Source organism: Streptomyces glaucescens (assembly GCF_000761215.1).
GTDB lineage: Bacteria > Actinomycetota > Actinomycetes > Streptomycetales > Streptomycetaceae > Streptomyces > Streptomyces glaucescens_B.
On the sequence record NZ_CP009438.1, the window covers coordinates 1,649,928 to 1,666,134 of the forward strand.

The 16,207-nt window shown below is 76.0% G+C and carries 10 protein-coding genes; 2 read left to right on the top strand and 8 right to left on the bottom strand.

Features of this window, described 5'->3' with window-relative positions; translation table 11 throughout:
• Positions 1-13 precede the first annotated feature (13 nt).
• Positions 14-1,327: an NAD(P)/FAD-dependent oxidoreductase gene (locus SGLAU_RS07115; RefSeq protein WP_052413663.1), complete on the bottom strand. Its 1,314-nt coding sequence runs from the start codon at positions 1,325-1,327 to the stop codon at positions 14-16.
• Positions 1,328-1,897: 570 nt separating this feature from the next.
• Between SGLAU_RS07115 and SGLAU_RS36160 the strand changes: the two genes are divergently transcribed.
• On the top strand, positions 1,898-2,323 hold the full coding sequence (locus tag SGLAU_RS36160; protein WP_043499340.1) for a hypothetical protein: 426 nt from the start codon (positions 1,898-1,900) through the stop codon (positions 2,321-2,323).
• The gene (locus SGLAU_RS07125) at positions 2,320-3,876 is read left to right on the top strand and encodes an MFS transporter (RefSeq protein ID WP_052413664.1); all 1,557 of its coding nucleotides are present in this window, start codon (positions 2,320-2,322) and stop codon (positions 3,874-3,876) included. The genes SGLAU_RS36160 and SGLAU_RS07125 overlap by 4 nt, the downstream gene beginning before the upstream one ends.
• Positions 3,877-3,910: 34 nt before the next feature.
• Here the strand turns inward: SGLAU_RS07125 and SGLAU_RS07130 are convergent, their stop codons facing one another.
• From SGLAU_RS07130 to SGLAU_RS07160, 7 genes are read right to left on the bottom strand one after another with little or no spacing between them, the layout of a single operon-like run.
• Positions 3,911-4,795 carry a peptidoglycan-binding protein gene (locus SGLAU_RS07130; protein WP_043499343.1) on the bottom strand — a complete coding sequence of 295 codons (885 nt, stop codon included), beginning with the start codon at positions 4,793-4,795 and terminating at the stop codon, positions 3,911-3,913.
• On the bottom strand, positions 4,795-6,345 hold the full coding sequence (locus tag SGLAU_RS07135) for a DUF6519 domain-containing protein (RefSeq protein WP_052413665.1): 1,551 nt from the start codon (positions 6,343-6,345) through the stop codon (positions 4,795-4,797). The genes SGLAU_RS07130 and SGLAU_RS07135 overlap by 1 nt, the downstream gene beginning before the upstream one ends.
• A 54-nt stretch (positions 6,346-6,399) precedes the next feature.
• On the bottom strand, positions 6,400-8,565 hold the full coding sequence (locus SGLAU_RS07140) for a hypothetical protein (protein WP_043499344.1): 2,166 nt from the start codon (positions 8,563-8,565) through the stop codon (positions 6,400-6,402).
• The gene (locus tag SGLAU_RS07145) at positions 8,565-12,356 is read right to left on the bottom strand and encodes a putative baseplate assembly protein (protein ID WP_043499346.1); all 3,792 of its coding nucleotides are present in this window, start codon (positions 12,354-12,356) and stop codon (positions 8,565-8,567) included. Before SGLAU_RS07145 ends, SGLAU_RS07140 begins: the two co-directional genes overlap by 1 nt.
• On the bottom strand, positions 12,353-15,454 hold the full coding sequence (locus SGLAU_RS07150) for a putative baseplate assembly protein (RefSeq protein ID WP_043499348.1): 3,102 nt from the start codon (positions 15,452-15,454) through the stop codon (positions 12,353-12,355). Before SGLAU_RS07150 ends, SGLAU_RS07145 begins: the two co-directional genes overlap by 4 nt.
• The gene (locus SGLAU_RS07155) at positions 15,451-15,861 is read right to left on the bottom strand and encodes a GPW/gp25 family protein (RefSeq protein WP_043499349.1); all 411 of its coding nucleotides are present in this window, start codon (positions 15,859-15,861) and stop codon (positions 15,451-15,453) included. Before SGLAU_RS07155 ends, SGLAU_RS07150 begins: the two co-directional genes overlap by 4 nt.
• Positions 15,858-16,193, bottom strand: coding sequence for a hypothetical protein (locus SGLAU_RS07160; RefSeq protein WP_043506377.1), 336 nt, complete (start codon positions 16,191-16,193; stop codon positions 15,858-15,860). Before SGLAU_RS07160 ends, SGLAU_RS07155 begins: the two co-directional genes overlap by 4 nt.
• Positions 16,194-16,207 lie beyond the last annotated feature (14 nt).

Here is a 16,207-nt window from a genome sequence, read left to right on the forward strand (position 1 = left end):
CGGTGCACGTCGTTCAGTGCCGTTCGCCGTGCGGCGGCCGGTGGTCCCCCCGTTCGCGGGCGACGGCCTCGGCCGCCTTCCGTCCGGAGACGAACCCGGCCTCGTGGGAGCCGATGAGATCGACGCCGATGCGCGGTGCGTGGAAGTAGGAACCGGCCAGCTTGATCCGGCCGCCGGCCGCGTTGACGTCGTAGATCGTGCGCTGCATGGCCCGTACGCCGAGGTCGATGACGGGATGGCTGAACGGCAGCTCCCGCAGCACCAGTTCGTCACGCGGGACGATCGGTGAGTCCAGGGTGACGAAGTAGTCGTGGCGGGCGGTGAAGCCCTGGAGGGCGTTCATGTAGTAGGCGACCCAGGTGCGGGGGCGGCCGTCGACGGTCTTCAGGCCGTAGTTCCAGCTCTGCCAGCGCTCCCGGCGGGGCGGCATGCACGCGGGGTCGGTGTGCAGGATCGCGCGGGTCGAGCTGTAGCGGACCCTGCCGAGGACGTCCGCCTGGAGCGGGGTGGGCCGCTCCAGCATCGCGAGGGTCTGGTCGGCGTGCGCGGCGAGGACGGCGTAGTCGTAGCGCTCCTCGCCGGCGGCGGTGGTGACGACGACCTCGGTGTCCTCCTCGCGCACCCGGGTGACCGGGGTGCCGGTGCGGACGGTGCCGTTCAGGCCGGCGACGACCCGGCGGACGTACTCGACGCTGCCGCCGGCGACCGTCTTCCACGCCACGGAGCGGCCGCCGAGGCCGCCGGGGTCGTGGGACATGAAGAAGGCGATCACCGTGGTCGCGGGCATCTCCCAGATCAGTTCGGCGGGCACCGACCAGACGGCGGTGGCGAGCAGCACCACGTAGCCGTACCTGAAGGCGTCGCTGTAGCCGCCGCGGTCCAGGTAGTCGCCGAGCGAGAGGTCGGTGCGCCCGCGCAGGAAGTCGCGGGGCGCCTCGCGGTGGAAGCGTTCGGCGTCCCGCCACAGCGGCAGGAAGTCCGCCGGGTAGCGGGCCGCGATCGCGCTCTCGTCCAGCTCGAACTCGGCGGTTCCGTAGTCGAGGCCGCGGTCGAGGTCGAAGAAGTCGAAGCCGCCGGTGTGGTCCAGCGCGGTCACGCCGAGCTTGTCGAAGAACGCGGTCAGCTCGGGGTAGGTGCGCGCGTTGAACACCACGAAGGCCGTGTCGACGCCGATCGGCCGGCCGTCCTCGTCGACCTCCACGGTGTGGGCGTGGCCGCCGGGCCGGTCCTGGCTCTCGTACACGGTGACTTCGGCGTCGTCCGGCAGATGGTGGGCGGCGGAGAGTCCGGCGATCCCGGCTCCGACGACAGCGACACGGGTGGTCATGGCAGGGCTGCACCTCGGCTCGGACGGTTCGACGACGGGGGAAGGGCGCGGGGGGAGGGCACGGGGGACGCGACGGCCGGTGCGCAGAGGGCTGATACCTCTGGAGGGGGTGCCCCGCGCCGCGCTGTGCGGTGCAGCTCGGTGCTCCGCCGCGTGCCGCGCGGTGCCGACGCTCGGCCGGCGGCCGGTGCTCGGTGCCGGGTGCTCGGCGGTTGGCGGTTGGCGGATGGCGGTTGGCGGTTGGCGGTTGGCGGTTGGCGCAGAAGAACCGTAGGCGCGGCGGGAAATGAGCGTCAATCGGCCCATCGGGGACCGGGCCGGGCCCATCGAAGGCTTCGATCGGGACGATCCGGAGCGGCCCCGGGTGTCCGGATCGGGCGGTGGCGGGACTCCGGGGGGCGCCGCGCGGCGGAACGCGACCGGCCCGGTGGTCCGGCGGCGGGACCGGCCGCGGCGCCGGCGGCGGTTCGGCCGGAATTCACTCGTACGGGGGTGACCGGAATCGGGGGCCCGCGGACTCTGTTGAGAGTGGCGGCCCGAACGGCCGTCGTTCGAGCGAGGGGAGCCCGCATGCCCACGATTCCCTGGATGCCCGGCCCGGGCCGGGACACCACCGGCGCCGCCGGGTCGGGCCCGCCGGTGGTCATGGCCTCCCGGCTGGAGCTGAGGTCGCTGCTGAGCGTGCCCCGGTTCTTCCTGCTGTCGCTGGTGGTGTTCCAGCAGGTCCGCAGGTCGCCGGGGCTGATCGGGGCCTCACTGCGGGCGCAGCCGCTGAAGCGGACGTTCTGGACGCTGTCCGCCTGGCGGGACCGGGCGGCGCTGGAGGAGTTCAACCGGACCGACCCGCACGCGAAGAGCGTGCGCGGGCTGCGCCCGGTGATGAAGGGATCGGTGTTCGTGTTCTGGAACGCCGGGCCCGGCGAACTCCCCGTCGGCTGGGACGAGGCGCAGCGCCGCCTCGCCGAGCAGGCCGCGAAGGAGGCCGGGCGCGCATGAGCACCGCTCCGGCCGGCTCGGGGGGCGCCCGGCCCGTCGCCGCCCCGCCCCCGGCTCCGGTCATCCCGCACGCCCGGCTGGTGCTGCTCGCCGCCTGCCTCGGGCTGTTCATGTCGTTCATCGAGGTCACCGCGGCGATCTCCACGCTGCGGGCGCTCCAGGTCGACCTCGGCGTGGCGCCCGCCGACCTGAGCTGGGTGTCCAGCACGTACACGCTGGTGGTCGCCGCCTGTGTGCTCTCCGGCGGGGCGCTCGGCGAGCGGTTCGGGCGCCGCCGGGTCTTCCTCGCCGGAGTGGTCCTGCTCGCCGCGGGCTCCCTGGTGGTGGCGGCGTCGGACGGGTACGGGTGGGTGCTGCTCGGCCGGGGCGTCAGCGGTCTCGGCGGGGCGCTGGTGCTGCCCACCTCGCTCGCGCTGATCACCACCACGTTCTTCGTCGACCTGCCGCGCATGCTGCGGTACATCGCGATCTGGGTGTCGGTGTCCGGCATCGGCCTGGCCGTGGGCCCGCTGCTCGGCGGGCTGCTGCTGGAGGCGTCGGGCTGGCGGGCGGTCTACCTGGTGAACACGCCGCTCGCCGTCGTCACCGTCCTGGTCACGCTGCGCGCGGTGACGGAGTCCCGGGTGCCGGACCGGCCGCTGGACCTGGCCGGGCAGCTCTGGGCGGTGCTCGGGCTGTCCGCGCTGATCTACGGCATCGCGGCCGGCGGCCGGCTCGGGTACGGCGATCCGCAGGTGGTCACGGTCCTCGCGGTGGCCGCCGGGGCACTGACGGCGCTGGTGCTCACCGAGCGGCGGGCGGCGGTGCCGATGCTGGACGTGCGGATGATGGCCAACGCGCGGTACGCCGCCGCGCTGGTCGTCGCCGCGGCGGCCCTGTTCGTGTTCGTCGGCGTGGTCTTCGTGGAGGTGCTGTTCCTGCAACGGGTGCGGGACCTCGGGCCGTTGGCGACCGGTGTGCGGCTGCTGCCCGCGATGCTCGCGTTCGTGGCGGCCACGTTCACGGCGCAGCGGCTGGCGGGCCGGGTGCGGGCCGGGCGGCTGCTGGCGGGCGGCTCGCTGATCACCACGGTCGCCGCGCTGGTCCTGCTGCTGCAGCGCCCGGACGGCGGCTACGGGATCACGGCGCTCGGCCTGGTGCTGGCGGGGCTGGGCAGCGGGCTGGTGGTGGCGCCGTCCACGGCGGCGGCGTTCGAGGTGGTGGAGGGGGCCCAGATGGGCGCCGCCTCCTCGGCGGTGACGGCGTTCCGGCAGGTCGGCTCGGTGCTGGCGACCTCGGTGCTCGGCGCGGTGCTGGCGCTGCGGTTCCTGGGCACCCTGCCCGAGCGGCTGACCGAGCGCGGCATACCGCAGGGCACCGCCGACCGGGTGCTGTCGGTGGCCCGGGCCGGTGGCAGCGGCTCCGCGCGCTCCTCCCCCGCCGAGGTGACGGACGCGGTCGCGGACGCCTTCACCGCCGGGGTGCACAGTTCCCTGTGGGTGGTCGCGGGTGTGGCCCTCGCCGCGTCCGCCCTGGCGGGGACGCTGCTGGCCCGCGCCCCGCGGAAGAGCTGAACCGCCCCGCCCCCCACGGGGGCGCGGGGGCCGGTCAGTTGCGCACGTCCGGCACCTTCAGCTTCTCCCAGCTGGTGCGGCCGGGGATGCCGTCGGCGTCCTCGCCGCGGTAGCCGAGCTTGCGTTGCCAGGCGGCGTAGGAGCGGCGGTCGGCCTCCGTCCACCGGGGGCCGGGGCCCTCCTCGTAGCGGCCGCATCCCTCGGCGACCAGCCGGCGGCCCATCGCCGTGATGACCGGCGAGTTCTGGCCGGCGTGGAAGAAGCCGCGGCCGGGGAACGGCTCGTAGGCGGGCTTCGGCGGCGTGGGCGCGGGCCGGGTCCCGCCCCCGGCGCGCAGCCGTTCGCGGATGCGCCGCCGCATGCCGTCCATCGTGAAGCCGCGCGGGTCGACCTTGCCCGGCTGCCACTCCTTGTGCCCGATGACGGACCGCTCGGACCAGCCGTGGTGGCGGCAGATCGCCGCGGCCACCTTCTCGATGGCCTCCTTCTGCGCCTCCGGCCAGGGGTCCTCGCCGTCGCCGAGGTTGACGCACTCGAAGCCGTAGAAGTGCCGGTTGCCGTCGGTGTCGGCCTCGTTGTCCGGGGGCAGCGCGGTCTCGTCGATCACGGCGCGCAGCACATCGCCGTCGCCGAGGCCCGCGTGGTTGGCGCGGCCGTTGCCGACCAGGTGGACGTGGCCCTTCTTGTCGATGACGCCGTGGCAGAGCGGGCCGGGCAGTCCCGGGTAGCCGTCGTAGCAGATGTCGACGGAGCGGGCCGTGCCGGAGGTGACGGTGTGGTGGATCATCACACCGTTGACCGGTCCCCAGGGGCCCTTGCCGTTACGGTTGTGGGTGCGCCAGTCGCGGACCTCGTGGACCGTCAGGCCCTCGGCGCGCAGGATTCGCACCATCGTGGACGCGCTGATCGGCTCGGCCATCACCGGTCTCCTCGTGTGGTGTCGCCCGGGTCGGCGCCGGGCCGGGGCGGGGTGCCGGCGGGTCCGGCCTCGGCGGCCTGTTCCTCGCGGCCGGCCCGCTCCTCCGCGGCGAGCGCGGCCTCGTCCGCGGCGGGCACGCCGGTGGCGAGCGGGGCGAAGGCGAGGCGCAGGTCGACGGCGCCCTGCTCGCCCTGGACCAGGGCCAGCGGGGCGTAGTGCCGGATGATTCCGGCGGGTTCCCGCAGCAGCGGGCGGCGGGCGGTGTCCGTGGGCCACTCGACGCCCCCGGTGGCGGTGCGGGCGGGGACGGTCCAGTAGTCGCCGGTGCGGTAGGTGCCGCCGGTGGCGAAGTACACCTCGACGCCGTCCTCCAGGGGCAGCCACTCCCCTTCGGTGACGGGGACGGCGCCGCCGCGCAGGGCGGTGGTGCGGCCCTTGCGCCGGGGGCCCGCGTGCTGGTCCCAGCGGCGCAGGGAGGGGTGCAGATGGGGCAGCCGGCCGACGCCGGGCGCGGGTTCGCCGGAGAGCCGGACGCGACGGCCGGGCAGGTCGAGTTCCTCGACCCGCAGCAACGGCAGGGCGTCGAGCCGGGAGGCGTGGGCGGTGTCGGTCAGTTCGACGTGGTCGCCGACGTCCAGGCCGAGCCTGTCGTCGTGGCCGAGGGTGGCCAGTTGCACCCAGGTGCCGTCGACCTCGTCGACGGGGAGGACGACGGAGCCGTTCTCGCGGGACCACTTGAAGGTGGCGTCCCCGGCCTCGCCGCCGGTGTGCACCTCGACGCGGTAGAGCTGGTTCTCGGGTCCCCGGTACCGGGCGTCGGGCTTGACCAGGCAGGGGTCCTCGTCGGCGTGGCCCGGCCGTTCGGCGCGGGCGGCGAGCCGGGCGGAGGGGGTGGACCGGCGCCGGGCCCAGCGTGCGAAGGCGTCCCGGACGGTCTCCCTCGACGGCTCGCTCTCCTCGATCTCCAGTGCGCCGAGGGACAGCGGCAGCACCTGCCAGACGACCTTGACGCGGGCGGCGGTGTCCGGCATGGCGGCGCCGAGGGCGACCTCGCGCAGCGCAGGGTCCTCGGCGGCGGTGACGGTGCGCTCCCACACCTGGAGGTAGACCACGAAGGGCGCCGTGGCGGGTGAGGGGAGCCGGTCGCCGGGGCGTTCCGGGTCGAGGAAGGCGTCCGGCTGGTCCCAGTAGGTCCAGTGGCCGGGCGTCTCGGGGGTGGCGGCCCGCTGGTCGTCCTCGTCGGGGACGGGGACGCCGGGCGCCGGGCGGTCGGCGTCGCACAGGATGCCGTCGACGTAGTAGCGGCCGCCGTGGATGTGCAGGGTGTCGAGGTCGTGCCGGCCACCGACGTGGTCGATGCGGAAGCCGGCCGCGTCGCGGGGGCCGCCGTGGGGTCCGATCAGGTCGGCGGCGAGGGTGCGGGTCTGGTGGAGCTGGATCGCGGTCTGCTCGTTGGTGTCGGCGTCGAGCTGGACGCGGCCCTGCTGGGCGACGACCGCCGCGTAGTGCCGCTCCGGGCGGAACGTGAGGCGGGAGAGGTCTGCGTGCATGTGAGGGGTCCCCCTGGTTCGGGAAAGGGCGCTTGGAGTCGGTGGTGCCGCGGCTCACGTGACGAAGAAGATCCCGGCGTCCGAGCCCGCGGGCGTGTACTCGGCGAGCCGCGCCCGCAGCCCGTCCTCGCGCTGCGGCCGGTACAGGTCGTGCAGGGCGCCGAGTTCGGCGCCGTCGTCCGCGCCGCGCCGGATCTCCTCGGCGCACCGGTCGGACAGCACCCCGTACCAGGGCGTCCCGTAGCGCTGGGACACGAACAGCGGGCGCACTCCCGGGGTGAGGTCGGGCTGGCAGCGGTGCCGGCGGGGGGTGCGGGAGCCCGGCGGCACATACGAGTACCGCATCCGGCCGGTGCCGCGGCGGGCCACGTGCAGCCGCCCGGTGAGGACGGAGTTCTCGGCGATCTCCACGGCGTGGGTGTGGACTTCGCCGATGACGGTGGTGCGGTGCAGGTGGAGCACGGCGTGGGCGTGCCGGCAGTCCGGCGCGGACAGTGCCGCGCGGTGGTCGGCGGTGGCGTCGAGGACGCTGTCGCGCAGGTGGATGGCGAGGGGGTCCTCGCCCACCTCGTCGCCGATGACCTCGATGGTGCCGAGGACGCTGTGCTCGATCTGCAGGCAGGCGGTGGTGCGTTCCAGCACGATGCTGGGTTCCTCCGGCGAGTGCGGGTCGCACTCGGGCTCCAGCGACCAGCCGGGCACGAGGGTGCAGTGCCGCACGGTGACGGCGCCCATCGGCCCGGTCACGTTGATGCCCCGTCCGGCGACGAGCAGCCCGTCGAGGACGACCCGGGGCCGCTGGTGCGGGGCGCAGTCCCCGGAGGCGGCGCGGATGTTGAGCGCGTCCGGCCGGTTGCTGTACCAGTCGAGCAGCCGGACGACGGGCCGGGTGCCCTCGGCGGCGCGCAGCTGGAGCCGGTCGCCGGGGTCGAGGTCGAAGTCGAGCTGTTCCTGGTAGGCGCCGCTGTGGGTGATCTCGACGATGCCCTCGGTCCCGGTGGCGCGGCCGGCCCGCCGGTCGTGCTGCCAGGCCCGGTAGGCGTCCATGATCTGCCGGTACGGCTCGCCCGGCCCCACCCGGTACAGGGCGGCGTCGGGCCGCGCGACCCGGTCCGCGCGGGCGTACTCGCCTCCCCCCGTGTCGGCGGCGGCCGCGTGGTGGTAGTCGACCCACACGCCCTGCCGGGGCGCCGACCGCGCGCCGAACGCGATCCGGCCGAGCTGGGGGTCGACGGCGACCTGGCCGCGCCGTGGCCGGTAGCGCCAGCCGGACAGGTCGGCGACGACGATGTCGGACGGCGGCACGGGCCGCTCCTCGCCGTCACGGCGGATGACGAAGCTCTTGCCGGGGCCGTAGTGGTCGGGCAGCCGGTCGCGGAGCTGTCTGCGCCGGATGAACGCGGGCACGTTGTCGATGGTCGCGAGGTGGCTGGGTGACGGCTCCGGGAACGGCCTGGTGACCAGCGGGGTGTCGTTGCCGAGGATGGAGAAGGTGTACAGGTGGCGGGCGCGGTCGACGCAGTACGCCGGGGAGGACGTCAGCGAGTGCGCCTTCAGCCGCCACACGTACAGGCCGACGCCCGCGGGGGACCGGCCGCCCTGCCGCCGCGCGGAGCCGGCGCGCCGTACGTCCACCGTGCGGGCGCCGGCGTCGAACGGGCTTCCGGCGAGGTCGAGGGCCGCGCCGTCGCGCAGGTCGGCGAGCCGGCCCCGCTCGGCGCGGTGAGCGGTGACGCCCAGCCTGACCGGCTGGTGGTGGGCGACGAGCCGGGACAGCTCCACGGCCCGCGCGGGCCAGCCCGCCACCTGCTGGGAGATCTCCTCCAGCAGGTGCAGGGTGCCCTTGCGCCGCCGGTTGGCGACGGTCGCCGCCACCTCGGCGCGGGGGGCGACCGCCTCGGCGAGCGCGGGCCTGCCGCCGGTGTGCGCTGCGGCGCCGAGGACACGTTCGTAGCCGGGCAGGACGCGGTGGCCGACGAGGTCGCCGAGGTACGGCAGCACCCAGGGCGCCGCGGTCTCCACGAACAGGTCGGCGTAGCCCTGCTCGACGCCGTCGCGGACCAGGTCGAGCTGTTCGGCGATCACCGCGAGCAGGGCGCGCAGCGGTTCGCCCTCCTCCAGGTCGCGCAGGCGGTGCCAGCGGGGCAGCAGGTCGGCGAGGAAGTCGGGGTTGCGGGACGCCGGCGGTCCCGCGTTCTCGAACCGGGCGTCCTGGGACATCACGTGACCTCCGTCAGGATGAGGGTGTCGGCGGCGCGCGGCGACAGCAGGGCGAGCCGGGCCGGGCGGATGCCGCGGAAGACGAGCACCGACCGGCCGCGCGGCAGGCGGCGGGTGTCGGTGATGCCGGGGTTGAGGCGCAGCAGTTCGGCGAGCGGGATGCCGTACCGGGCACAGACGGCCGACAGGGTCTCGCCGTCCTCGGCGCGGACGGTGTGGATCCGTTCCTCGTACTCCGCCGGGGGTGCGGCGACCGTCGTCCTGGGCGGCCCGGGGTCGCGCAGCAGCTCGGCGAGTGCGGCCGGGCCCGTGGTGGCGGGGACGCCGGTGAAGACGTCGACGTCGACGTGGTCGACGCCGGGCACGCCGTGGGCGGTGGCGAGCACCTCGGAGAGCCGGGCGGGCCGGGCCAGTTCGCGCCCCTCGAAGCCGAGGCGGCGCAGCAGGGCCCGGCGCAGCAGGGGTTCGACGGCCTCCCAGGCGTGGCCGTGGGCGACCTTCACCTTCGCGGCGATCAGCAGCAGGACCGGTTCGCGGACGTCCACCCGGACGGGCAGGCCCGGGTCGCCGTACGCGGTCAGGGCGCCGCGCAGGGCGCGCAGGGTGTCCGAGTCCGGTTCGAGGGGCACGTCGTCGGTGCCCGCCACCGTCACGTGCAGCACGCGCCGCCGCCCGTCGAAGAGTTCGCGCGCGGCGGCGCGGCCGATGCCGGCCCGGGAGCGGGCGAAGTCCTCGTAGTCGGCGGCCGAGACCAGCCGGTCCAGGGCGGACACGGCGAGCGGGATCGTACGGCGGGTGAGCGCCGGCCCGTCCGCGTCGCAGCCACCGGTCGCCGGGCGGGGGTTGGTGACCGCGGTGACGCCGAGCGGGCGGGACAGCGGCTGGGTGACGCGGCCGGCGGGCACGTTGGCGGCCTTGCCGGTGCCGAAGCGGTAGCGGGCGCGCACGTTCTCGTGCCCGCTGGGCAGCCGGGCGCCGTGCACGCCGTCGCCGAAGGCGACCGTGGTGCGGCCGTCGGCGGTGGTGCCGGTGGTGTACACCCGCTCGGTGGGGCCGCGTCCGGCGAGGCTGTCGACCTCGTGCCACAGCACGCCGTCGACCCGGATCTCCAGCACCGGCCGGGCGCCGGGCGGGCTGTCGTCCGCGAGCCAGGTGAGCGGGGACTGCCACAGCGCGAACGTCTGGTGGGCGCGGTCGGAGTCGCCGCTGCCGATGGCCTCCTCACGGCTCTCGCCGTGCGTGGCCTCGACGACGTTGCCGAGGACGCGGACGGTGTCGCGCCGGTAGCGGTGGGCGAGCCCGGCGGTGAGGGTGAGCCGGGTGTGCACCCGGTCGCCCGGCAGGTGCGGGTCGACGGCCGGGTCGGCGGTCGCCACGGTCACCACCTCGGTGGCGGTGACCCCGGCGGCGCCCGGGATGTCGCTGCGCTCACCGGTGACGATCAGGGTGCGGCCGGGCCGAAGCCCCTCGTACAGTTCGGCGAGTTCGATCTCGTCGCCGTGCACGTCCTCGCCCAGCGGCTCGTCGGCGAGGCGCAGCGGCTCCCCGGCGGCGTGCACGGTGGTGTCGCGGATGTGCGAGAGCAGCACGTCGAACTCGTCGAGCCAGGGGTCGGCGAGGGTGAGTTCGGTGCCGCGGCCGGTGATGCCGTAGTTGCTGCAGGCCGCGGTACGCGCCGCGACGACCCGGGTGGTGACGAACGCCAGCCGCGCGTCACCGGGCACCCCGCCCTCGGTGCCCTTGGCGGGGCGCCGGACCGCCACCCAGCTGCCGGGCGTGATGCCGGCGTGGACGGTGTCGAGCTGGAGGACGCGCCGGTTGACGGGCTGCGGCTTGCCGGCGAGGACCACCTCCACGTTGGGTTCCGCGCCGCCGACGGTGTAGCGCAGGCTCACCTCGTGGTCACCGTGGGTGAACTGGCCGCCGGTGCCCGGCCGCAGGGGCACCTCCCGGCGGCCGGCGCCGTCGACGACGACGTGCACCAGGCCGTCCTCGTCGGGCCGGGACACGGTCAGGGTGCGCTCGGGCAGGCCCGAGTGCAGCCGGGCGGTGACACCGGGCTCACCGGGGACGGCGGGGCGGCCGCCCTCCGCGTGGTCCTGACCGGGCCGCACCGACAGGTCGACCTGCCCGGAGCCCAGCGGGAAGGTGGCGAACTGCGGCACGGGCAGGTTCTCGGCCCGCTGGTCGGAGCTGCCGCCCTCGACGTACTGGAACTCCGCCCGCACCGGCACCTTGCCCGCCGTGTCGAACACCACGCGCATGCTGACCAGCACGGCCCCGGTCAGCGGCCAGTCCGCGGTCCGGATGACCCGGCCCCGGTCGTCCTGCACCGGCTTGAGCGGCGCGGTCGCCCCGAACGGCGCGGCGGTGACCCGCATCGCCAGCACCTCCCGCAGCAGGGGCCGGGCACCGGGGGCCGGGGCGGTGCGCCAGGCGGGGTAGAGGCCGCCGAGGTCCGGGGACAGGGCGGTGAGCAGCCGCGCGGGGTCGGGGCGGCCCCGGACGGGCCCCCGGGGCGCGCGGGCGCGTCCGCGCAGCGCGGGAAGCACGTCGCCGAGTGCGTGGAGTGCGGCGGCGCGCGCCGCCGTGCCGGGGGGCGCGGGCCGGGTCGCTCCGCGGCTCGCCGGGGTGGGCGCGAGGAGTGGGGACGCCGCGCCCGGGCCGGCGTCCTCCCCCTGCGCGGGCGCCAGTTCCCGCGCCCGCTCGGCGAGTTCCGCGAGCACCGCCTCCAGCCGGACGAACCACTCCGCGACGTCCTCGTACGGCGCGGCCAGCACCTGTGCCTCGCCCAGCCGGGCCACCGGTTCGGCGAGCCGGGCGGCGAGCTCCTCGGGCGTCCGGATGCCGTCCAGGTCGTCCCGCAGCGGGGCCAGCACCTGGTCCTCGACGTCCTCGACGAACCGGCTGACCGGGCGGGGGTGGGGCACCTCGGGCGTGGGCGGCTCCTCGCCCGGCTCACCGGGGGCGGCGGGCGCGGCGATCCACCGCCGTACCTCGTCGGTCAGTTCCCGCAGCGTGCGCGGCGCCGACCGCGGCAGGGAGATCGCGGTGACGTCGTCCTCCCGGTCGGTCCTCGTCCCGGCGACGGGCAGCAGCATCCGCTCGCCGCCGGCCCGCTCCCCGAAGACGAACAGCAGCTGGTCGCCGGTCCGCAGGGAGCCGTCCGCGCCCTCGACGAACAGCTCCGAACGGCGTTCCAGGTCCCGCGGGGTCAGGAGGGAGGGCCGGCGCCGCCGCACCTTCAGCTCGTTGAAGTCCCAGCGGGCCGTGAGGTCGCGGCCGGTCTCGAAGGTCAGCGACTCCTCGTCGGCGGAGGCGGGCACGCTGTGGCTGCGCGCGCCGCGCGGGACGACGACCGGCAGGGTCTCGGCGCGCGGGTCGCGTTCGAGGGTGTACGCCAGGTGGGTGGCGGCGGAGACGCCGGGCCGCGGCCGGTGGCCGACGAGCCGTCCGAGCAGCACCAGCGACCGGTGCTCGTGCGCGGTGCGGAGGTAGGCCTCGTCGGCGATCCGCTCGGAGTGGAAGGTGAGCAGGTCGCCGAGGACGGCGGTGGCGTCCAGCAGGCCGATCGCCGGGTCGTCGGGGGTGCGCACGGTCAGCCCGCTCAGCGCCGGGTAGGCGGGGGAGGCGAGCCGGTCGAGGAGCGCGGCCAGGAAGGAGCCGTAGGTGCCCACGCGGTAGTCGAGGGCGGTGCGGCCGGGCGGGTTGTGGAGCGGGGCCGGGGCCCGCCGCTCGTCGTGTCCGCCGCCGCACGCCCCGCCGCAGGGGCAGTCGTCGGTCGCGGTCATCGGGCACCTCCCAGGGAGATCTCCAGCCGGCCGTGTTCCGGCCGGTCGGGGTCGTTGTCGCAGGCTGCGACCTCCAGCGGGCCGAGCCGCAGCACGCCGTCCTCCCGCTCCCCGCGGTCCGGCTCGAACAGCCGCCGCAGCCGGGTGACCCGCACGCTCTCCACGCCGGGCACCGCCGCGGCGACGGCGACGAGACGGCTGAGGCGCACCGGCTCGCCGAAGGTGAGGGCGTCCGGGTGGAAGAAGCCGCCGCGCCCGCTGCCGAGCGCCCGGTACAGCTCGGCGAGGATCCGCCCGTGCTGGTGGCCGGGCCGGGCGCACACCGTCAGGGCGATGTCGAGCGGCACCAGCCGGGCCGGGCGGACGACGACGTCGTGGCCGATGCGCCGGTACGGCTCGAGCGCCTGGGCGACCCGGTCCAGCAGTCCGGGGGGCGGGGTGCCGGCGCCGGCCGCGTCGACGGCGATGTGCGCCTCCCGCACGCTGCCGGTCCAGCGCAGCTCGGCCGCCGCGCGCCGGACGCCGGGCAGGGCGCCGGCGAGGGCCGCGTAGTCCTCGGCGGTGACCGCGCGCAGCCGGGTGCGGCGCAGGTCGAGCGGGGCGAGCCGGCGTACCTGGTCGACGGGTTCGGGGGCGGTGCCGCCGGTGGCGGGCAGCGGGTTGCGGACGGCGTCGACCGGCGGCGCGCCGGTGCCGTCCCGGACCACGAGGTGGTTGATGGCCTCGGCGCCCACGTTGCCCGCGGTGCCGCCGCCGATCCGGTAGCGGGCGGCGAGCCGGTCGCCCGGGGCGGGCCGGGCGCCGTGCCGGCCGTCGCCGAACCGCAGGGCGAGCCGGCCGTCGTCCTCCAGCTCACCGACGAAGTGCCGGTCGCGGGGGGCGCTGCGCAGCAGATCGCGCCGCGGCTCCCAGACGCCGTCCGGCGCTTCGAGGCGTACGGCGGGCAGGGCGCGGCGCGGGTCCTGGGTGAGCGCGCCGGTCGCGGAGCCGCGCAGTGCGGGCTCGTCGGGGTGGAGCCCTTCGGCGTAGCCGGGGCCCCAGCCGTGGGCGATCTCCCAGGCGATGTGCGGGCCGAGGACGGTGCCGGCGCGGGCGCGGGCCGCCAGCACCTCGATGCGGCGGAGCTTGCCGTCCAGCAGCCGGTCGGAGCGGTGGAGGAGTTCGCGCAGGGCCCGGACGGGGTGCAGCCGCAGCTCCAGCCGCTCCAGGACGCGCAGCCCGAACACGACGGCGAGTTCGGCGATCTCGTCCGCGTCGAGTCCGTCGCGGTCGTGGGCGCTGCGCCACAGCTCGGCCAGCCGCTGCCGCAGCCGGCCCGGGACGGCGGCGATCCGTTCGGCCTGCGCGGCGGCGACCGTGCCGGGGTCGGGGAAGGGCGCGGCCTGGGTGACGGGCGTGCCGCCGAGCACGGGGCGGAAGCGGGGCCGGATGCCCGGGTACCGGGACTGGGCGAGCAGGGTGTGCAGGGCGGCGTTCTGGGCGTACGCGGTGCCGGGCACGACACGGTCGTGCCGCTGCCCGGCCCGTTCGAGCCTGAGCCCCGCGCGGTGCACCGCGGCCTGCCCGACGGTGGCGAAGAGTTCCCGCACGTCGTCGGGGGTGAGCGGGTGGCCGCCCGCGGTGCGGTCGGCGAGGGCGCCGATCAGCCGAGCGGGCGCGTTGCCCTCGTCCGGATCGGGGCAGCCGAAGCCGGGTGGGCAGCAGGTGCCGGCCACGGCCGGGTCGGCGGGCACGGTGAACGTCTCCGGCGGACCGTGCGGGGTGCGGCCGTGGTCGACGAGGACGACGTTGCCGCGGGCGAGGGTCACGTCCTCGACGGGCGGGCAGTTCGGGCCCGCGCGCGTGACCAGGCACAGCGGGAAGCGGAGGGCGTCCTCGGCGGCCCAGGTGACCTCCAGGACCGGCTGGTCCTCGACGCGGTCGACGGCGGGTGTGACCGAGGTGAGGCGGACGGCCTGGCGGTGGGCGGGGTCGGCGTCACCGGGCGTACCGGTGCGCGGTCCCCTCACCTCCTCCAGGATCAGCACGTCACCGGGGTGCAGGTCGAGCCGCCGTTTCCGGCTGCCGCCCTTGCCGGTCCAGGTGTCGCGCAGCGTGGCGGCGGTGGCGCCCTTCGGCAGCGCGCGGACCTCGCCGCCCCACGTCCACAGCCGGATCGCGTTGTGCGCGACGCGCAGCCGCAGCGGGTCGCTCGCCGGGACGGGCTCGAACACCTCCACCGAGCCGCGCTCGTCGAGGTCGCCGAGGTCGCTCCCGGTGATGACCGTGCCGGGTTCCGGCCGGTCGTGCGGATCGAGGCCGCGCACGTCGACGGAGGCGAACCGGAAGGTCCCCGGGGCCAGCGCGCAGTCCTCGGCGGTCCGCACGGTGACGTAGGCGCGGGCGTTGCAGCCGTCGTGCATCGCGTAGTCGACGAGCCGCACGTGCCGGCGGACGGAGACCCGGCGGCGGGCCGTGCCGAGGTACGCCTCGGTGGCGACGGCGTCCTGCTGGTGGCTGATCCGGTCGCCGGTGTGGGCGAGGAGTTCCACCAGGGTGACGCCCAGGTCGGCGGGGTGGCGTTCGACCCAGTCGGGCGTGGTGAGCGCCAGCCGGTCGAGGAGCAGCCGGCGGATGGTGTCGTAGTCGCGGGCGGTGTAGTCGATGACGGGGGTGGCGGGGAAGGCGGGAGGGCCGGGGGTGTCGTCGCAGGGGGTGTCGTCGAAGGGGGTGGGGCAGTCCGGCCGGAAGGCGAAGGCGGCGCTGTGGTAGCGCTGGTCGAACCCGCGGTAGGGCCGGGTGCCGGGCCGCCCGTACGGGTCGCTCTCCACGAGGGACAGCCGGTAGCGGGAGGTGTCGCCGGCCCGGTCGAGGGTGACGTGGAGCCGGTCGTCGAGTTCCGGGTCCTCCTCGCGTTCGACGCTGACGTCGACGGCCGTGATGCCGGTGATCCGGCGGCCGCCGTCGATCCGCACGTGCTGCGGGCCGAGGCCGTGCGGGGCCTTGCCGAGGAAGGTGACGGTGAGCAGCAGCCCGTCGTCGCTCACCTCCACGGTGTCGACCCCGTTGAGCTGCGCGGCCCGCACCTTGGCGCGGCGGGACACGGTGGCGCCGGTCATGCGGCGGCCCTCCCTTCGAAGACGTCCTCGCGCCGCATGCCGTCGCTCCGCACGACGTACGACAGCCGGACGCGGACGACGGTGTCCTCCCCGGTGATGTCGAGGGCGTCCACCTCGATCAGGTCGCCGAGCAGGCGTTGCAGGGCGGCGTGCACGGACAGCTCCAGGGTGCTGAGGATCTCCGGGCTGTTCTGCGCGAACACCAGGTCGAGCAGTCCGCAGCCGAAGTCGGGGCGCATCACCCGCTCCCCCGGGCTGGTGAACAGCAGCTGCTCGATCAGGTCGTACACGTGCTCGCTGTGCCGTGCGTGCGCGGTGCGCCCGCGCCGGTCGGCCCGGAACGGGAAGGCGAAGTCACTGCGTGGACCTACTGCGCCGGTCGGGCCCGGCTCGTTGTGCGGGCTCATCGGACGACGACCTTTCGCTGCGCGGCCTGGACGACGGGCGCGCCCTGCGGGACGAGGGCCGCCGTGAGGCACTGGGCGGCCGAGGTGTCGAGCAGCACGGGCACGCCCGCGACGGTGACGCCGGTGTCGGGGGCGGTCCAGCGGACCGCGGCACAGGGCGTGGGCACGTCGTCGACGGTGTGCGGGCAGCCGGTGACGGCATAGCCGTGCGCGGCCGTGACGACGGCGGCGCCCGCGAGCCGCACTCCGTCCGCGGGTGACGTGGTGGCGACGACACGGCCGCCGTGCGGGCAGCCGATCACGGCTTCGGTGTCGAGCAGGGTCCCGGACAACTTGATCACTCCCC

Coding starts and splice junctions, on each gene's coding strand:
- SGLAU_RS07150 (WP_043499348.1), bottom strand. CDS start 15,454: ATGACCGGCGCCACCGTGTCCCGCCGCGCCAAGGTGCGGGCCGCGCAG.
- SGLAU_RS07135 (WP_052413665.1), bottom strand. CDS start 6,345: ATGCACGCAGACCTCTCCCGCCTCACGTTCCGCCCGGAGCGGCACTAC.
- SGLAU_RS07130 (WP_043499343.1), bottom strand. CDS start 4,795: ATGGCCGAGCCGATCAGCGCGTCCACGATGGTGCGAATCCTGCGCGCC.
- SGLAU_RS07125 (WP_052413664.1), top strand. CDS start 2,320: ATGAGCACCGCTCCGGCCGGCTCGGGGGGCGCCCGGCCCGTCGCCGCC.
- SGLAU_RS07140 (WP_043499344.1), bottom strand. CDS start 8,565: ATGTCCCAGGACGCCCGGTTCGAGAACGCGGGACCGCCGGCGTCCCGC.
- SGLAU_RS07155 (WP_043499349.1), bottom strand. CDS start 15,861: ATGAGCCCGCACAACGAGCCGGGCCCGACCGGCGCAGTAGGTCCACGC.
- SGLAU_RS36160 (WP_043499340.1), top strand. CDS start 1,898: ATGCCCACGATTCCCTGGATGCCCGGCCCGGGCCGGGACACCACCGGC.
- SGLAU_RS07145 (WP_043499346.1), bottom strand. CDS start 12,356: ATGACCGCGACCGACGACTGCCCCTGCGGCGGGGCGTGCGGCGGCGGA.
- SGLAU_RS07115 (WP_052413663.1), bottom strand. CDS start 1,327: ATGACCACCCGTGTCGCTGTCGTCGGAGCCGGGATCGCCGGACTCTCC.